Genomic DNA, 18126 nt, shown 5'->3' on the forward strand with positions numbered 1-18126 from the left:
TTTATTGTGGTACAATTTTTACCAATAATTAACTTGGTACCACTTTCTATCAGTAAGGAGCTAATAGGATGGGATCACATGAACTGATTGCCCTGGTTATATTTTTATTTACATATGCAATGATAATATCGGAACAAATCCACAGGACCACAATAGCTATGCTTGGCGGGTTGATCATGATCGCATTTGGTGTCCTTGACCAAAAGGCAGCCATTCATTACATCGATTTCAACACAATTGGTCTTTTAGTTGGAATGATGATTATTGTTGGAATTACCGCACAAACAGGTGTTTTTGAATATATAGCGATTAAGTCCGCTCAAATAGTCAAGGGAGAACCAGTTAAATTTCTCATTGCATTAAGCTTGGTTACGGCTATTTCATCTGCATTTTTAGATAATGTAACAACCGTCCTGCTGGTTGTTCCTGTTACTTTAAGCATTACCCATCAATTAAAGATCCCTCCGATTCCATTTTTGATGTCTGAAATTTTTGCTTCCAACATTGGAGGGACAGCCACTTTAATCGGTGATCCTCCCAATCTCATGATTGGAAGTGCTGTTAAAGAATTAACCTTCCTGACTTTTATTGAAAATCTTGCTTTAATTAATCTCATTAATTTAGCTGTTACAATATTTCTTTTTACCTTAATCTACAAAAAGCAATTAAAGTCCAATCCGGAATTTAAGCACCAGCTATTAAATAAAAATGCTAGAGATGAATTAAAGGATAATGACTTATTGGTAAAATGTATGTTTGTTATTGCGATCACGATCGGTGGTTTTTTCGCCCATCAATTGTTACATATTGAAACAGCAACAATGGCTTTAATGGGAGCTTTTCTTCTATTACTTCTAACTGGTGACAAATATTTAGCTACTGTATTGGAAAAAGTAGAATGGACAACCCTTTTCTTTTTCATAGGATTATTTGTTATTGTAGGCGGATTGGTTGAAACAGGGCTAATCGCCACGTTAGCAAAAAAAGCAATTTCATGGACGGGAGGGGAATTAAAAGCTACAACCATCCTCGTTTTATGGATGAGTGCGATAATTTCAGCTTTTGTTGATAATATTCCTTTTGTCGCGACTATGATTCCAATGATTAAAGAAATGGGGACATTAGGGATCTCGAATTTGGATCCGCTGTGGTGGAGCCTCTCTCTTGGCGCTTGTTTGGGTGGAAATGGTACATTAATCGGAGCCAGTGCAAATTTGGTAGTAGCCGGTCTTGCCTCAAAAGAAGGGCACCCTATTTCGTTTATGGAGTACCTAAAGGTAGGGTTTCCTTTAATGATAGTATCTGTATTGATCTCAATGATTTATGTATATATAAGATATTTATTTTAGTAATTAATGATAAAAGGAATGGGAGAGAAATAATTATGGATTTTCAAGAGAAAGAAACATTAGAAGATCGTCTGAACTTTATGGAGGATCTTTCAAAACAGTTTTTATCACGTGCCCACAAGATTGATATTGAGGGAAGCTTCCCATTTGCAAATATCCAAGATCTTAAGAATTCCGGCTATACAGGCCTAACCGTACCAAAAAAATTTGGGGGGAGGGAAATCTCTCTTTATGAATTGGTACGTCTTCAGGAAAAAATAGCAGAAGGGGACGGAGCAACTGCCCTTTCTATAGGTTGGCATATGGGAATTATTATGAATCTAGGTGAAAAAGAGACTTGGAAGGAACCAGTTTTCAAAAAACTTTGTGAAGAGGTAATTAGGGGAGCATTAATAAATAGTGCTGCCACGGAGCCTAAAACCGGTAGCCCTACACGCGGAGGGTTGCCCGAAACAACTGCAGAAAAAAGGGGTACTGACTGGGTGATAAACGGCCGAAAAACGTTTACTACAATGTCTCCTGTACTTGATTTTTTTATTATTAGTGCTTCCATTAAAGGGGAAAATCGTCAAGTAGGTAACTTTCTCATTCCCCGCTCTGCTAAAGGCTTAGAAATAGAAGAAACTTGGGATAGTATTGCCTTAAGAGGCACAGGCAGTCATGATTTGATTTTAAAAAATGTAGCAGTGTCTGAAGAAAACTTTGTAGAACAGCTCGGTCAGGAGAAAAAAAGTGTGAACGGGTGGCTCCTCCATATACCAGCTTGTTATCTGGGCATTGCGAAGGCAGCGAAAAATCATGCCATCCGTTTTGCCCGTGAATATTCCCCGAATAGTATTGACGGGGCGATTATTGATTTACCAAATATAAAACAAAAAATAGGCGAAATAGAATTAAAGATTATGCAGGCTGAGTACTTTTTATATGGAGTTGCGAAACAATGGGATATATCTGGTGCCCAAGAAAGAGAAAAAATGGGCCCTTCGCTGGGAGCAGCTAAATTTACGGTGACAAACGGGGCAATCGATGTTGTCGATCTTGCAATGCGGATCGTGGGAGCGAGAAGTCTTTCTTTAAAAAACCCATTGCAACGATATTATCGGGATGTAAGAGCCGGGCTTCACAATCCGCCAATGGATGATATGACAATTCAGCTACTTGCAAACCATGCTATTTTCAATACACATGAAAATTAAATCCTATCACCCACCAAACTGTACTCAAGCACAAAACCCTCTAACTTAAAAAGTAATAGATTATTAATATCCTTGTTGAATATGTTTAAGAAAAAATAATTTTTGATTAAATTTAGTGAAGATTGCACAACTTAAAAGAAAGGAGTGAGGAATATGCCAAGAGGAAAAGAATTAGAACAGCTGCCAGTGGCTAATATTGCACCCGGAGCAGGGAAAGATGCCAGTATAACGAACAGAGAGGTACTCGGGAGTATTGTCCAACAAGAACAGCCCGAACCGGCAGATATCGAAAAAGAAAATGAGGATATGGTTTAAGGCGGGATCTAGAACCTGCCTTTTTTGTATTTCTTGATTTTTAATAATAAAAAACCCACCGTTTCAAAGGAAAGGGTGGTAAAAAGATCTTATTCTTCAATCAGTTCTCCTATTTCAACAATCGTTCTTTCTTTAAGCGGGCCTCGTAAATGGACAGTTGCAGTTCTTCCATCCTCATTTAATTGGTCAATCCAAACGGACGCTCCATTGTATTTGACTTCAATATCGGTAGAAGAAGATAAAATTTGCTTTACTCTGTTAACATTCATTAATAATCACTCCCAAAAAAATAGTCGTTTTATTCTTTGCGATTTTACTGTATTTCATAAGTAAAATAGAAAATTTTTCACTTTTTTTCCTAAAGCTCCTATTAAAAGCCGTTTTAAGGTGTTATTATATATTTAGATAATTAACTAAATAATAAAGAAGGGAACGGAATGAACGAAGTTTTCAAGGCGTTATCTGATCCAACAAGAAGAAAAATTCTCGATCTAATAAGAGATAGTGATTTAACCGCGGGTGAGATCTCTGATCATTTTGACATGAGTAAGCCCTCAATCAGCAACCATTTAAAAATCCTTAAAAATGCCGGTTTAATTGTGGATGAGAAGAAGGGGCAGTTTATATACTATTCACTAAATTCAACCGTATTACAGGATGTTATTAAATGGTTATTAGATAAAAGGGATAAAGGGGACGATTCACATGAAAAATAAATTTTTTTATGTTTCTTTAGCCACATCACTTATTGCTCTTATTATCAATATTATTGCTTATCCGCATTTACCTGATAAAGTACCCGTACATTGGGGGCTAAACGGAGAGGTTAATCGGTATGGTTCGAAAATTGAAATGCTTATGATGGGTGCTTTGCCCCTACTTATTATTATTTTTCGACAAATCATTCCCTTAATTGATCCGAAGAAGGAATCTTATAACATTCATTCTACGGCTTATTCAATTATTACCTTAAGTATAATTACCTTCTTAGTAATAATAAATCTTATCGTAGTCTTTAGTTCACTGGGATATAACATCTCCTTAGCAAAAGTACTGCCGGTGCTGCTAGGTTTATTGTTTATCGGTATGGGGAACTATATGACGCAGCTCAGGCCAAATTATTTTATTGGTATACGTAATCCTTGGACACTTGCTTCTGAACAAGTTTGGAGAAAAACCCATCGACTTGGCGGATTTGTCATTGTCATAATAGGTTTGGTACCGCTTTCTTCTATTATTATAGGCGCATTGGGGATGAACCTTTTCTTCGGGGCTTTAGTTCTTGGTATTGCGGTGATTTTTTTCTATTCGTATTTGACATTTAAAAAAAATTTATAATCATTATTTGGATCAAGCGTGGAGTGTTGGGGAGAATAAACACCCGCATATTGCTAAATATAAAAAGGAAGGATTATATGGGTAATCCTTCCTGATTTTTAATCTTAATACTTCCATATATCACCGTATGGATAGCCAATGCGAACTCCATTTATAGTACCGGGTTCATCAATTTCCTCTAGGGAATTAAGATAGTTCTTTAATTCAGTTTGAAGATCCTCAGGAGCTCCCGGCTTAAGGTGCCAATTTCCTGGCTCATCAACGAAATAAGGACTTTTAGTAAATTCAGGTCTAATTCTCGGCATTAAAATCTCCTCGTTTCAGTGCTTTTCTATTATGCTTCGCATTTCACCTTTTAATATACAAAAAAAATCTTCATTTATTGCTTCTAAAAAAAGAGCTTGTTTTATATTCTGTAAAAAGATAAGTCTAAAATCATATTGCACACGCTAAACATCAGGTTTATGATAGCTAAGTATCGAATTGTCAACTTACCATTTAAAGGAATTAATTCCATCTACCAATGGCGGTTGTTTTTAAATAGAGAAAAAATATGAAACTTTTATTAATTCTGTACCGTCTTATTATTGTGGTTTGCTGATTGCAAAAAAGTAAGAAAAATGACGAAAAATTTAGAGTCAATAAAAACATAAAATGCCATAATTTATGTTTTTATTTTTTAAAAATATATGATATAGTAATTGAGGTTCGTTTACCTTTGGTTTTGGTAAGTGAGAGGAGAATTAAAATGAAAAAAATAAAACTACCAACAAAATTTAATAATAATCATCTTACTTTCTTTGCAATTGCAGTTGTTTTATTTTGGATCAAAACATATGTGGCATACCAACTCGAATTTAAACTTGGTATCGATAATAATCTACAGAAATTTTTATTAATGATTAACCCGCTAAGCTCTGCACTATTCTTTTTTGGGATATCATTGCTTTTCAAAAAGCATACAAAACTCGTATTGATTATTACGGATTTCATATTATCGTTTCTTTTATACGCCAATATTGCTTACTATCGTTTTTTTAATGATTTTATCACAATCCCAGTAATAATGCAGACAAGGACAAATGCAGGACAGCTTGGGGACAGTGCTACATCTCTAATGTCAGGCTTTGATATTTTTTATTTTGCCGATACGATTGTATTAATCATTCTTGCCTTAACCCTATTTAAAAAGGTTACTGTGACAAATAGAAAATCTTTCAAAATAGTTCTTTTATTTGCAATCACTGTTTTTCTTTTTAACCTTGGACTAGCAGAAAAGGATCGTCCGCAGCTATTATCACGCTCTTTTGACCGCAATTATTTAGTTAAATATTTAGGCGCATACAATTTTACGATTTATGACATCATTCAAAATATTCAATCATCCAGCCAGCGTGCCTTTGCTGATGGCAGCGATATTACAGATGTTGAAAACTATCGGAAAGCAAACTATGCAAAACCAAACCCGGCTTACTTCGGTAAAGCTAAAGGAATGAACGTTATTTACGTCTCATTAGAATCATTCCAAAACTTTATGATTGACTATAAAATGCCTAATGGTCAACCTGTAACACCATTTTTGAATTCATTAGCACATGACGGGAACACCTTCTATTTCGATAATTTTTACCATCAAACCGGACAGGGTAAAACATCGGATGCAGAATTCTTAATGGAAAATTCTTTATATCCAATGTCTCAAGGTGCTGTTTTTATCAATAAAGCACAGAACACTTACCAGGCAGCTCCGGCAATTTTAAAGGGATATGGATATAATTCTGCGGTATTCCATGGTAACTATAAGACCTTCTGGAATCGGAACGTAATGTATAAAGCTTTAGGATATGATCAATTTTTTGATGCAGAGTATTACAGCATGACACCTGAAAATAAGAAAAACTATGGAATGAAAGATAAGCCTTACTTTAAAGAATCAATGCCAATGCTTGAAAGCTTGAAACAGCCTTTCTATACCAAGTTTATTACATTATCAAACCATTTCCCATTTGAAATGGATCCGCAGGATACTACGTTCCCTGCAGGAGATTTCGGTGATACTGTTGTAAATCAATATTTTCAATCTGCAAATTATATGGACCAAGCGCTTGAACAATTTTTCAATGATTTAAAAGCTGATGGTCTTTATGATAAATCTGTTATTGTTCTTTACGGTGACCATTACGGTCTATCCGAAAACCATAATGACGCTATGGCCAAAGTTCTTGGAGTTGATAAAATTACACCGGCACTTAACGCAAAATTGCAGGAAGTACCACTGTTTATTCATGTTCCCGGCGTAAAAGGCGGAGTTCAACATCAATACGGCGGTGAAGTTGACGTTCGCCCAACACTACTTCATCTAATGGGAATTGATACAAAAGATTACATGGAATTTGGATCTGATTTATTATCTAAAGATCATCGTGATTGGGTAGCATTTAGAAATGGGGATTATGTATCGTCTCAAACAATTCAAGTTAGTGATAAATGCTACAATACTGTTACCGGTGAATTAATGCCAAATGTTAATGCATGTAAAGATATCAGTGGTAAAGTGAAAACTGAGCTGCAAATGTCTGATGAAGTCGTGTATAAAGATCTCTTGCGTTTCTATAAACCTCAGGGATATAAAGCGATTAATCCAAATGACTATGAATATTTGGGTCCTAAAGGTAAAAAAGTGACAAAAACACCTTAGGCTGTTTTGAAGAGGGAAGATTAATTTCTTCTCTCTTTTTTATTTTCTCTTTAAACGGATTATTGGTAATCATTTGAAGGGGATTTTGTTACAATAATATTATTCATCCAATATATTATTTTGAAAGAGGAGTCTCAAATATGGAAAAAAGAATCCTAAAAATGTTGCTGTCATTGATGATTATGGCCATTGTTTCAATATCAGGATGCTCCGAAAGTAAAGGAAATAATTCAACCAGCCCGGCTGTTATAAATAAATCCGAGCAAAAAGCAAGTGCACTCGTCGATTCTTCAGCTAATTCCAATGCTCCGGCAACATTATCATCCGAAAATGCCGTGAATGAAAAAAAGAACTTACTTCCTGCGAGCATTCTGAAAAATGTTGATGGGGATACAATAGATATAAATTTAAATGGAAAAGAAGAAAAAGTAAGGATGCTTTGTGTCGATACACCGGAAACTCATCATCCGCGATTAGGAGTACAGCCATTCGGTCCCGAAGCTGCAGAATATACGAAAAAAATACTCCCGGTGGGTACAAAGGTTGAAATTGAAACCGGAATTGGAGGGGGACGTGATAAATATGGACGTCTTCTTGTTTATATATATGTAGATGGGAAAATGTTTAATGAAATGTTACTGGAACAAGGGTTAGCGCGGGTTGCATATATCTACGCCCCAAATACGAAATACGTTGATGAATTTTATGCAATTCAAAAGCAAGCACAGAAAAAGGGCATTGGAATCTGGTCGATTGAAAACTATGCAAAAGACGATGGGTACCATCCTGTTGCTTCCAATGAACAAAACACATCATCAAACAGCACTTCTAAATCGACCACCAGTTCATCATCAGGTAACGGTTATCAAAATAATTCAAGTGATGATAGGGAAACGAACGTGAACTGTAAAGGGAAAATTAAAGGAAATGCCAATTCACATATATACCATGTTCCTGGCGGAGCTTTTTATGATTCTACCAAAGATAATATTATTTGGTTTTGTACCGAAAAAGAAGCCGAAGATGCAGGGTATCGAAAGTCAAAAAAATAACAAGGTTTAGAATGTAAAAAAAGCAGTGGACATTCATTAATGAATTTCCCTGCTTTTTTTCATTATTTAACAATAAAATAATAGCATTGGAAAGATGAATATCATATAATAAATGAAAAAAATTTCATGAGTGGGGAGGGATTGCATGAGAGATGTCACACTTGGAAATATATTCGAACATCGTATTGCGCAAAAATATTTGAACCGCTCCGGACTAGCCCATGCGATTGCGGTAGCATATCATGCCTTCCATTTAGCGAAAGAACATCAATTGGATGTAGACATTGCAGCGAAAGCCGGACTTCTTCATGATATGGGGCATTATACTTGGTATAAAAATGGGAAATGGGACTATGAATTGTACAAGCAAAATGACATTCACGCGATTAAAGGGGCGGAACGGGCTCATAAATTGTTGATTCGACTTGGAGAAAATCCGATAAAAGCGAAGACAATTGCCCTAGCTATTTTATTCCATACGGACTCGTTTTTGCCTTCGAATGATATTATCAGGACCCCATTGCAGCAAATTGTTAAATGGGCAGATGAAAAGGACGAAGAAGTGGGCGGAATGCATCATTACCGTAGGATTGAGTATACACGCGCAAGACAAAGTATACACCGATTAGATGAATGGATTGATCAGGAATATGTAAACAAGGATTAAAGAAATATTGAAAGCTGTGCCGAGATATCGACACAGCTTTTATCTTGGAAAATTATCCCTATGAAAGCCTTCTTCTTTTAAAAACTCAACTGCTTCCTCATACGTATCAAAGCTCTCGTCCAAGTTTAATCCAAAATAAATATTCCAGGTATCATTTTCATTTTTTAAAAGAAGTAGATTGTTTTCTTCATCAACCCAGTGCTCTTCAGACAAGTCTCCAATGATTGCTTCCTCCGGAACAGGTTTAACTAGAGGGGATAGTGTCCCAATTGCCTCTTTTATCAATTGACGCAATTCATCCGCAGAAAAATCACGAATATTGACCAACCCTTTTTCATCCTTGGCATAGTTTGGTAAATCACCAGCATAGACAAAACCATTCCCATTTGGATGTAAATGATAAACAATATTTTTTTTGTCCGATTTGCTTTCGGGAAATTGAAAATTGATACGTCCCAGTGAAACATTTCTTCGCTCTAACTCAGGAAAAGATTCAATAATAGCTAGTTTTTCGTCAAATGTTAGCATCGTTGCCTCCAACTTTTATGTAATGATTTAATAATACAGATATTTATCGACAAGATACAACTTTATTTAGAAAAAATGCAGCATAAAACGAAACTGCCTGTAAAACAAAAAAAATCCAGTCTAATCTAGACTGGATGTCGAAAAGGGGGTTTGTGTGATTGTCCTTAACAATTAATATTTTACTGGACAAAAATGAATAAACTATGAACAAAAGTTGAAAAGATTATTAATTAAATGTTCTAACAGAATTATGAAAATTGAGTCCAGGTAGACGCTTTTTTAAACATATTCAATTTAATAATGATAAAAGAAACTCCAGCCACCTGAGGGTGGCTGGAGTTTGAGAATCTATGAAACCGAATTAAATGTTTTGTCGGTGGCGGAAGTAACTCTGCCATCACTTTTTAAGCCGATAAAAAATCGAATCGTAAAAATGAGTGCTGCCACTATGATGAAACTACCACAGAGGGCACCTACCTGGTCTGAACCAGTCCATTCAGGTAAATGTTCAGCCCATCTTCTTGGTGCGCTTATTTTTCCTGCATATAGGAATGATCCAGTTAGACCAGCAAAGAAGACAAAATAAGTATAAATAGCATAGTTATCATACCCAGTTTGTTTCTGAGCGCCTTCGGTTTTATTAAAATAATACATGAAACCGAAGATCATTGCGATGACACCCATACCCATATATGTATGAAAATGGCCTGGAACCCATTTTGTATTATGCATCACGTGGTTTACTACGATTGTAGCGTCAATGATAGCTGGAACAGCTCCTGCAACCCAACCAAACATTGAAACAAAGAACATACTTGATGTAAAGTCCCATTTTATTCCTGAACGGAAAACGACCATCAACGCTCCATAGGCTGTAACGACCATTACAGGAAGTCCGTTAGCATACGAGAATATTTGACCGATAATCAACATCCATTCTGGAACAGCAAAATCCATTAACAAATGGTGTGTATAAATCATCAATGTAAAGAGGGTAGAAAAGTTCCAGGCAATTAAAAAAGCTTTATTTGATTTCCATGGACGTCCTGTATATTCAGATAAGACCTCATAAACGGCGATAACGGCCATATAAATGGTACAGTTTGCGAAAATATGCCCGAACGCATAGGTTAGATGTTTGGCGAGCATGGGATCAAAGGCGAAATTAGGGTTCAATATGTTTAAAATGGATTCGCTTAAAGCAGTTGCACCTGCAAGAATTCCTACAGAATTCGCAATAATGACCATTGTTGTTGCCACAACAGCAGAAGGTGGTCCATAACCCTTTTTGCCTCGGAAAATATAATCCCAGCCAAGAGATTTTCCTAAGCCTCCATATTCTTTAATCAGTCTACCTGCCAAATAAAAGTACATGACTAAGTAACCTACACCTAATAATAACAGACCAAACAAAAACAATAATGCCCCAGTAATTCCATTTAGTTTTGCTGAGAAAGAAGGTAGTGGATAAAGAAAGGTCCAACCATCTGAAAAATTAAAGACAAATATGGCAACGAGTATCATTACAACACCAATCATTGACAAAATAAGGTTGGTGAAAAATATATAAGGATTTAAATGGATATATTTAGATAAAAAATACCACATAATTGCACTTCCACCCAAAGCAGCAATACCAATCATTCCTGTGCCATGGATGGTCATAATTTTATAAAATAGCTGTGAAGGGATTTTTACAATGTTCCCTTGATTCAATAACATTATCACTCCGAAAATCATCATGAGTACCAGTACTACAGAGGTAACCATTAATGATAAAGCAACACCTTTTTTGATAGAATTTCGTGCTTTAGTTTCCATGGCTTATTCCCCCGTTAGGCTTCACAATAATATCCTTCATCATTAGATGATGGCCCGTGCTGCAATACTCCAGGCATAAAATTTTATAAGTTCCGGGTTTTGTGAATGTAATTGAAACAGTGTTGATATATCCAGGCATTGCTTGGGTTTGGGCCATTAAATGTAAATTCGTATCATAGAGCCCAAAACCATGTGTAACATCCTTACTTGTGACGCGAAATTGTACAGGTTCTCCTACCATAAAGGTTTCATCACTCAGATTCCAAGAAAACTGCATCCCCGTAACATTTACAACCTTCCCTTGTCCTTCAGCCATTGCATGTTGGTCATGATAGGGAAGTCTGCTGAGAGACACTGCTGAAGCAAATCCCATTATGGCAATTAGCCCAAGGAAATAGAACTTTCGAATTTTGTAGCCTTTTTCTTGAATCGGTCCATACTCTTTCAATTTTCTTGATTCCCCATACACAAAGGAAAACGCCAATGCAATTAGGAATACAAAAAACAATGTAGCGTACCAGGCAAGTGATTGGTACATATGATTCCCTCCTATAATTTGGTTAATCAAACAAGTAGTCCCCCAACTGCTTGCTTAATTCCATCTTTCATTGTAATCTGCTTTATCTGGAAAAATAGTGAAAAAAATCATACTTTTACTAGTATTTTAATCAAAGCAATCACCCCTATTTACTGTTTACTTCAAAGTGAAGTTAGGAAGCTCATATAGGAGATTTGTTGAATTTTTTCACAAGCACCCCCACATAGGTGATTCATGGTTCGAATACTTTTTTAAGATGATTACCTAAACTACTTTGGAGGTTAGATATGGGACTCGTAATGATTGATATTGACAAATTGCTAGAATCTACATCAGATCTAACATCTGAGAAAAGTAACTTTAAAGTGTTTCCAATTGAAATTGACCAATTACTTGAGAGTACAAGTGATTGGACTTGAAATTTGCTGCCCCAATCATACCTAAAATACATTTTGGTCAAGCCTTCTATTTTATGAGAAGGCTCTTTTTCTGTTGCAAAAAGGATTAATTTTTGCAACTTCTAACAGAAAATTCATATAGATTGACCACAATTTAGAATAACATGCTTTAAAGCGCAAAAATATTTTTAGAATATCTATTGATTGTAGAGCAAAAAAATACTAGAATAATTTTTAAATATAAAAAATTATTAGAATAATTAATTTCAAGGGGGATTTAAGTTAATGAAGAAGAATATCAAATCGCTTTCCTTTGTGTTAGCGGGAATGTTGATGCTTGCCGGGTGCGCAAGTAAAGAAACTGCTGGCAGTACGAAAAAAGATAGTGCTGAAAAGGAATTTAAAATTGGGATTAGTCAATTTGCCGTTCACCCATCGCTTGATGCAGCAACAAATGGATTTAAAAAGGCATTAGCGGACAAAGGTATTAAGGTCAAGTATGATGAGCAAAATGCACAAGCTGATATGAATAATACACAAACAATTGCCAAAAATTTTGTCGGGGACAAAGTGGACTTGATTTTTGCTAATGCAACCCCAAGTGCTACTGCGGCATTAAATGCTACGAAGGAAATTCCGATTGTCTTTACATCAGTAACAGACCCTGTAGGAGCCGGCTTAGTGAAGTCATTTGATAAACCGGGGAAAAATATTACCGGTACAACAGATAATCACCCTGATGCAACGAAAAAGACGATTAGCTTTATTACAGACGAAGTAAAAGCGAAGAAGATTGGTGTCATTTATAATTCAGGTGAGCAGAATTCAGTTGTACAGGTAAAAACGGTAAAACAATTAGCAGAAGAAAAGGGAGCTAAACTCGTAGAAGTTTCGGTTTCATCTTCTGCGGAAGTTAAACAGGCGGCAGAGTCATTAGTAGGCCGTGTCGATGCAATTTACATTCCGACAGACAATACAGTGGTTTCGGCCTTGGAGTCAGTCATTTCAGTTGCCAATAGCAAGAAAATTCCCCTTTTCGTCGGCGAACTTGATTCCATGAAAAGAGGAGCAGTTGCCGCAAGTGGTTTCAATTATTTTGATATCGGTTATCAATCAGGTCTGATGGCTGCTGATATTTTAACAGGTAAGAAAAAGCCTTCAGAGATTCCTGTTGAACTTCCGAAAACCTTAAAGCTTGTGATTAACAAAAAAGCTGCTGAAGCTCAAGGGTTAAAAGTAAACGATGATTGGAAAAAGCTTGGCGAATTTTATGAAGGTAATTAATTGAAATTAAATTTAAACTTACAAGGCTGACCCATTGAATATCGAGTCAGCCTTGGCTCATTCATATATCAATGATGGCGATAAAAGGTTTTGCTTTGGCCATTAGACATAAGGAAAGGAAGATGATCAAAATGTTTACAGCGATATTCGGTTCATTTGAAGCCGGTATCATTTATGCGATTATGGCTCTCGGTGTCTATCTATCCTTTCGAATACTGGATTTTCCGGATTTAACAGTAGATGGGAGTTTTGTAACCGGAGCTGCGATTTCAGCAGTCATGATTGCCGGCGGGGTCAATCCGTTTTTGGCCACAATGATGGCACTTATTGCCGGATTTGCCGCAGGCTGTTTAACCGGTTTAATTCACACCTTTGGAAAAATAAATAATTTACTTTCCGGGATATTAATGATGATTGCCCTCTATTCTATTAATCTGAGAATTATGGGGAAATCCAATATTCCACTCTTAAATACTGATACAGCATTTACAAAAATCAGCAGTATGTTTGAAAAAACAGGAATCGATTCCTTTCTTAACAAAATGTTAACAGCTATTGGCCTTGGAGACAGTTTACCGGAAACTTGGGGTATTCTTATTTTTATGGTTGTTGTAACTTTCCTAATAAAATGGATTACGGACTGGTTTTTACAGACTGAAATTGGTCTTGCGGTAAGAGCGACAGGTGATAATAAACGCATGATTCGAAGTCTTTCGGCAAATACAAATCTCCTTGTTGTATTGGGTCTTGGGCTTTCTAATGCTTTGGTAGCTTTCTCAGGTGCCTTAATAGCTCAACAAGGCGGGTTTGCAGATGTTGGTATGGGAATTGGAATGATCATTATCGGTTTAGCATCAGTCATCATTGGTGAAGCATTATTTGGGACCAAAACGATCGCCCGTACAACATTTGCAGTAATTGGAGGATCGATTATTTATCGTATTGTCGTAACTTTAGCTTTAAGAATTGAGTTCTTTAGTCCTGGTGATGTGAAGCTAATTACAGCAATCATTGTCCTTATTGCGTTAACTGCCCCGAAAATGATTGAAAATTCAAAAGAGAAAAAGCGTAAAGCTCGTAAAAGAGCAGAAAGAATGACGAATCTTCAGGCTTCCGGCGAACGAAAGGGTGAGAGTCATGTTGCACTTAAATCAGATTCATAAGATTTTTAATGAAGGGACACCCGATGAAAAAATCGCCATTGATCATGTCAACTTAACGCTAAAACAAGGTGACTTTGTGACCATTATCGGAAGTAATGGTGCCGGTAAGTCAACCTTAATGAACATCATTTCCGGTGTTTTAACCCCTGATGTAGGCGAAATTCATATTGGTGAAAAAAATGTTACTCATATGTCTGAATTTAATCGGTCAAAAATGATAGGCCGTGTCTTTCAGGATCCGATGGCGGGTACAGCTCCAAGTATGACAATTGAAGAAAATCTTGCTATGGCTTTTTCCCGTAACAAAACGAGAACGCTTAGAAGAGGAGTAACGAAAAAAAGACGCGATTATTTCCGGGAAGTGCTTGAATCTTTGCATCTTGGTTTGGAAAATCGACTAAATGCCAAAGTTGGTCTCTTGTCCGGTGGTGAACGGCAGGCCCTTTCTCTCTTAATGGCCACATTTACGGAGCCCGCGATTTTGCTTCTGGATGAACACACGGCGGCACTTGACCCGTCGAGAGCGGAGTTGATTACGAACCTTACAAGGGAAATTGTCGATCGGTATCAGCTGACAACCTTAATGGTTACCCATAATATGCAGCAGGCAATTGATCTTGGCAATCGATTAATCATGATGGATAAGGGACAAATTATATTAGAAGTAAACGAGGAAAATAAGAAACAGCTGACGATCGAGGGCTTATTAGAGGAATTTAAAAGAATTCGCGGTGTTCAAATGGCGAGCGACCGAGCCATTCTTTCATAATTATTTTGACGAAAGATTTTTTTACCTAAAAAATATTGGTTATTTAGTCAAAGGAAACATTCTTTAATAGGAATGTTTTTTTTTTAGTTCTTTTTCAAGCTGTTTACCTATCATTCTTTAATGCCTAAAAGCGTTATTGCTTTACCTCCAACTCTTGAGAAGTAAGGAATAATTCATTTATTATTAATTCAGAATATTATTTTTTTATTATTGGAGGTTTTCGAATGAAGGAGCAAAGAATAAAAGCCGATCAGCTGGTAAATGATTTTTTTCCTGTGAGAGATGTTGATTATATAGAAATTTTTACCGGTAATGCCAAGCAGGCTTGTCACTTTTTTTGCACAGCGTTCGGGTTTCGGCCTGTAGCTTATTCAGGTCTTGAAACAGGAAATCGCGAAACGGTTTCTTATGTTCTCAAGCAACGGAATATCCGCCTTATCCTGACCGGCTCTTACAAAGAAGATAGCAGGGTCGCGCAATTTGTAAAAAAGCACGGTGATGGTGTAAAAGACATCGCCCTTTTAGTTGATGACGTCGAAAAAGCATTTCAGGCAGCTGTTGAAAGAGGTGCGATTGCACACGCAGCACCATTTGAATTGAAGGATGAAAAGGGTGTAGTGAAAAAAGCCGTTCTGGGTACATATGGAGATACGATCCATACGTTAATCGAACGGAAAAATTATCAAGGGCTTTTTATCCCCGGATTTGAGCCCTACAATCAATATTTGCCAATTGAGGATGCCGGCTTAATTGGGTTTGACCATGTGGTTGGAAACGTGGAGAGTATGGAGGAGTGGGTAGAATATTACTCCAAAGTAATGGGCTTTAAAGAAATGAAGCATTTCTCAGACAAAGACATCACCACTGAATATTCTGCACTAATGTCAAAGGTTATGCATAATGGCGGTCGAATCAAGTTTCCAATCAATGAACCAGCAGTGGGAAAACGCAAATCACAAATCCAAGAATATTTAGAATTCTATAACGGTCCAGGTGTCCAGCACCTTGCAGTCTTAACAGAGGATATCGTTTCTACAGTAACAACGTTGAGAAAGAACGGCGTAGAGTTCCTCACTACCCCGGGTTCTTACTATGAAGCATTAGGAGAGCGAATTGGGAAGATAGATGAAGAAATAGAGAAGCTCCGAGAGTTGAATATTTTAGTAGATCGGGATGATGAAGGATACCTACTGCAAATTTTCACCAAACCGATTGTAGACCGTCCTACCTTATTTGTGGAAATTATTCAGCGTAAGGGGGCCAGGGGTTTTGGGGAAGGAAATTTTAAAGCACTATTTGAGTCTATTGAACGGGAGCAGGAAAGACGGGGAAATCTATAAAAAAATTAAAAATAGCACGATATATTTTGAATGGGGATAAATATAGTGGAAAGAGGGAGAATTATTTCTCCCTTTTTTCAAAGATAAGAGGCTATAGGAAAGTGTGGTGAATTTTAAATGGAAATCAACTCGGAAACACTTGAGTGGAGAGATGCATATAAGCTATTGATTGGATCAATCCTGCCCCGTCCGATTGCCTTTGTGTCGACAATTGATGAAAAGGGAACAGGAAATGCCGCACCATTCAGCTTCTTTACTGCAATTTGTGCCAACCCGATGCTTGTCTGTTTTTCACCAATGAGAAGGGGATCTGATGGAGCGAAAAAAGATACCCTTGTAAACATAGAAACCACCGGTCAATTTGTCATTAATATTGTTAGTGAAGAAATGGCTGTACAGATGAATGACTGCGGGATTGAATATGCTCCTGAAATCGACGAAATGGAGCGGGTCGGTTTAACGAAAGAACCAAGTATAAAGATAAAAGCTCCTCGAATAAGGGAATCACTTGTCCATTTAGAATGTGAACTGTATCAGGTTTTACATTTTGGGGAAAAACCCGGGGCCGGCAGCCTTGTGATCGGCAAGGTTATTCAGGTACACATAAAAGATGAGTTATTTAACAATGGAAGAATCGATACAGCTAAGCTGCACCCAATTGGAAGGATGGCAGGAAATACATTTACTGATCCATTGGCAAGAATGTTTGATATGGTTCGAAGAATGGAAGAAAGGTGAGTTAATGAAATTTGTCACTTTTGAAAAGAAGGATGGAACAATTAAGGCAGGTTTATTATTGGGTCAGGACTATGTAATTGATCTTAACGAAGCTACAGATGGTGTGCTACCGGATAATCTAATCGAGTTTCTTGATCATAACGAAGAGTTATTAGAGAAATCTTCAGGTTTATTATCTCTATCCAATGAAAATAAAGGGGTATACCCATTGAGTGAGCTTAAATTAAAGGCACCTCTGCCTCAGCCAAGAAGCTTTCGTGATTTTTATGCGTTTGAGCAGCATGTAAAAAGGGCCAGGGAAAACAGGGGACTTAAAATGGTAACGGAATGGTATGAAATTCCTGTTTTTTATTTTTCCAATCATCTTGCCATAAAGGGTCCTAATGATGAAATTGCTTTGCCAATTAAATGCGACTGGCTTGATTATGAGCTTGAGATCGCCTGCATCATTGGAAAAAAAGGCAGAAATATTCGTGCTGAAGAAGCAGATGATCATATTTTTGGTTATTGTATTTTAAACGATTGGAGTGCCAGAGACCTGCAAAGGAAGGAAATGAAAGTAGGACTTGGTCCTGCAAAAGGAAAAGACTTCGCGACCTCAATTGGACCATGGATTGTTACGAAGGACGAGTTTAAATCCTTAAAAATTGGAAAAGGGTTCAACCTAGCTATGAGTGCACGAGTTAACGGAGTTACTCTTTCAGAAGGTAATTGGAAAGATATCTATTTTTCGTTTGCAGAAATGATTGAAAGGGCGTCAGAAGACGTCACGCTCTATCCGGGTGAAATCATTGGCTCAGGAACAGTTGGGACGGGATGTATCCTTGAGCTTGGAGCAAAGGTCCACCGCTGGCTTAAACCCGGTGATGATATAGAGCTCGAAATTGAAAGATTAGGAGTTTTAAAGAATACCATTGTTTAAGATAGAAAAG

20 protein-coding genes are annotated in these 18126 nt (G+C 37.0%); 15 read left to right on the forward strand and 5 right to left on the reverse strand.

The window, feature by feature from the left end; genetic code table 11:
* The first annotated feature begins 68 nt into the window (after nt 1–68).
* From J2S10_RS04440 to J2S10_RS04450, 3 genes are all read left to right on the forward strand, one after another.
* On the forward strand, nt 69–1349 hold the full coding sequence (locus J2S10_RS04440; RefSeq protein ID WP_307404775.1) for an ArsB/NhaD family transporter: 1281 nt from the start codon (nt 69–71) through the stop codon (nt 1347–1349).
* A 35-nt stretch (nt 1350–1384) separates the two neighbouring features.
* Complete coding sequence (locus J2S10_RS04445; RefSeq protein ID WP_307404777.1) at nt 1385–2545, forward strand: acyl-CoA dehydrogenase family protein; 1161 nt, start codon at nt 1385–1387, stop codon at nt 2543–2545.
* Nucleotides 2546–2698: 153 nt separating this feature from the next.
* On the forward strand, nt 2699–2860 hold the full coding sequence (locus J2S10_RS04450) for a hypothetical protein (protein WP_307404780.1): 162 nt from the start codon (nt 2699–2701) through the stop codon (nt 2858–2860).
* A gap of 89 nt (nt 2861–2949) precedes the next feature.
* Here the strand turns inward: J2S10_RS04450 and J2S10_RS04455 are convergent, their stop codons facing one another.
* Nucleotides 2950–3129, reverse strand: a complete 180-nt coding sequence (locus J2S10_RS04455; RefSeq protein ID WP_307404782.1) for an H-type small acid-soluble spore protein — start codon at nt 3127–3129, stop codon at nt 2950–2952.
* A 168-nt stretch (nt 3130–3297) separates the two neighbouring features.
* Between J2S10_RS04455 and J2S10_RS04460 the strand changes: the two genes are divergently transcribed.
* Both J2S10_RS04460 and J2S10_RS04465 read left to right on the forward strand, forming a co-directional pair.
* Complete coding sequence (locus J2S10_RS04460; RefSeq protein ID WP_307404784.1) at nt 3298–3576, forward strand: autorepressor SdpR family transcription factor; 279 nt, start codon at nt 3298–3300, stop codon at nt 3574–3576.
* Nucleotides 3566–4198 (forward strand): SdpI family protein, encoded by a 633-nt coding sequence (locus J2S10_RS04465; RefSeq protein ID WP_307404785.1) that lies wholly within the window; start codon nt 3566–3568, stop codon nt 4196–4198. Before J2S10_RS04460 ends, J2S10_RS04465 begins: the two co-directional genes overlap by 11 nt.
* Before the next feature lie 104 nt (nt 4199–4302).
* Here the strand turns inward: J2S10_RS04465 and J2S10_RS04470 are convergent, their stop codons facing one another.
* A complete protein-coding gene (locus J2S10_RS04470) occupies nt 4303–4503 on the reverse strand; it encodes a hypothetical protein (protein WP_307404788.1) in 201 nt (66 codons plus the stop codon).
* A gap of 443 nt (nt 4504–4946) precedes the next feature.
* On the opposite strand from J2S10_RS04470, the gene J2S10_RS04475 reads away from it, so the two are divergent.
* From J2S10_RS04475 to J2S10_RS04485, 3 genes are all read left to right on the forward strand, one after another.
* The gene (locus tag J2S10_RS04475; protein ID WP_307404790.1) at nt 4947–6896 is read left to right on the forward strand and encodes an LTA synthase family protein; all 1950 of its coding nucleotides are present in this window, start codon (nt 4947–4949) and stop codon (nt 6894–6896) included.
* A 140-nt stretch (nt 6897–7036) separates the two neighbouring features.
* Nucleotides 7037–7948: a thermonuclease family protein gene (locus J2S10_RS04480; RefSeq protein WP_307404793.1), complete on the forward strand. Its 912-nt coding sequence runs from the start codon at nt 7037–7039 to the stop codon at nt 7946–7948.
* A gap of 145 nt (nt 7949–8093) precedes the next feature.
* Nucleotides 8094–8615 carry an HD domain-containing protein gene (locus J2S10_RS04485; protein ID WP_307404794.1) on the forward strand — a complete coding sequence of 174 codons (522 nt, stop codon included), beginning with the start codon at nt 8094–8096 and terminating at the stop codon, nt 8613–8615.
* A 39-nt stretch (nt 8616–8654) separates the two neighbouring features.
* Here J2S10_RS04485 and J2S10_RS04490 read toward each other — a convergent pair whose 3' ends face one another.
* The 3 genes from J2S10_RS04490 to J2S10_RS04500 form a co-directional block, all read right to left on the reverse strand.
* Nucleotides 8655–9143, reverse strand: a complete 489-nt coding sequence (locus J2S10_RS04490; RefSeq protein WP_307404797.1) for a hypothetical protein — start codon at nt 9141–9143, stop codon at nt 8655–8657.
* A 348-nt stretch (nt 9144–9491) separates the two neighbouring features.
* Entirely contained in the window at nt 9492–10964 is a 1473-nt protein-coding gene (locus tag J2S10_RS04495; protein ID WP_307404799.1) for a cbb3-type cytochrome c oxidase subunit I, read from the reverse strand.
* Nucleotides 10954–11502, reverse strand: a complete 549-nt coding sequence (locus J2S10_RS04500) for a cupredoxin domain-containing protein (protein WP_307404801.1) — start codon at nt 11500–11502, stop codon at nt 10954–10956. Before J2S10_RS04500 ends, J2S10_RS04495 begins: the two co-directional genes overlap by 11 nt.
* 287 nt (nt 11503–11789) lie before the next feature.
* Here J2S10_RS04500 and J2S10_RS04505 point away from each other — a divergent pair, with 287 nt between their 5' ends.
* The 7 genes from J2S10_RS04505 to J2S10_RS04535 all read left to right on the forward strand — a co-directional run bounded on the left by J2S10_RS04505 (nt 11790) and on the right by J2S10_RS04535 (nt 18116).
* Nucleotides 11790–11921, forward strand: coding sequence for a hypothetical protein (locus J2S10_RS04505; protein ID WP_307404803.1), 132 nt, complete (start codon nt 11790–11792; stop codon nt 11919–11921).
* Nucleotides 11922–12185: 264 nt separating this feature from the next.
* The gene (locus J2S10_RS04510) at nt 12186–13184 is read left to right on the forward strand and encodes an ABC transporter substrate-binding protein (protein WP_307404805.1); all 999 of its coding nucleotides are present in this window, start codon (nt 12186–12188) and stop codon (nt 13182–13184) included.
* A 131-nt stretch (nt 13185–13315) separates the two neighbouring features.
* Nucleotides 13316–14347 (forward strand): ABC transporter permease, encoded by a 1032-nt coding sequence (locus tag J2S10_RS04515; protein WP_307404807.1) that lies wholly within the window; start codon nt 13316–13318, stop codon nt 14345–14347.
* The gene (locus tag J2S10_RS04520; protein ID WP_307404809.1) at nt 14322–15116 is read left to right on the forward strand and encodes an ABC transporter ATP-binding protein; all 795 of its coding nucleotides are present in this window, start codon (nt 14322–14324) and stop codon (nt 15114–15116) included. Before J2S10_RS04515 ends, J2S10_RS04520 begins: the two co-directional genes overlap by 26 nt.
* 224 nt (nt 15117–15340) lie before the next feature.
* Nucleotides 15341–16456, forward strand: coding sequence for a 4-hydroxyphenylpyruvate dioxygenase (gene hppD, locus J2S10_RS04525; protein ID WP_307404811.1), 1116 nt, complete (start codon nt 15341–15343; stop codon nt 16454–16456).
* 117 nt (nt 16457–16573) lie between these two features.
* Nucleotides 16574–17194 carry a flavin reductase family protein gene (locus J2S10_RS04530; RefSeq protein WP_307404813.1) on the forward strand — a complete coding sequence of 207 codons (621 nt, stop codon included), beginning with the start codon at nt 16574–16576 and terminating at the stop codon, nt 17192–17194.
* 4 nt (nt 17195–17198) lie between these two features.
* Nucleotides 17199–18116, forward strand: a complete 918-nt coding sequence (locus tag J2S10_RS04535) for a fumarylacetoacetate hydrolase family protein (protein ID WP_307404815.1) — start codon at nt 17199–17201, stop codon at nt 18114–18116.
* Nucleotides 18117–18126: the final 10 nt, after the last annotated feature.

Source organism: Neobacillus ginsengisoli, from assembly GCF_030813055.1.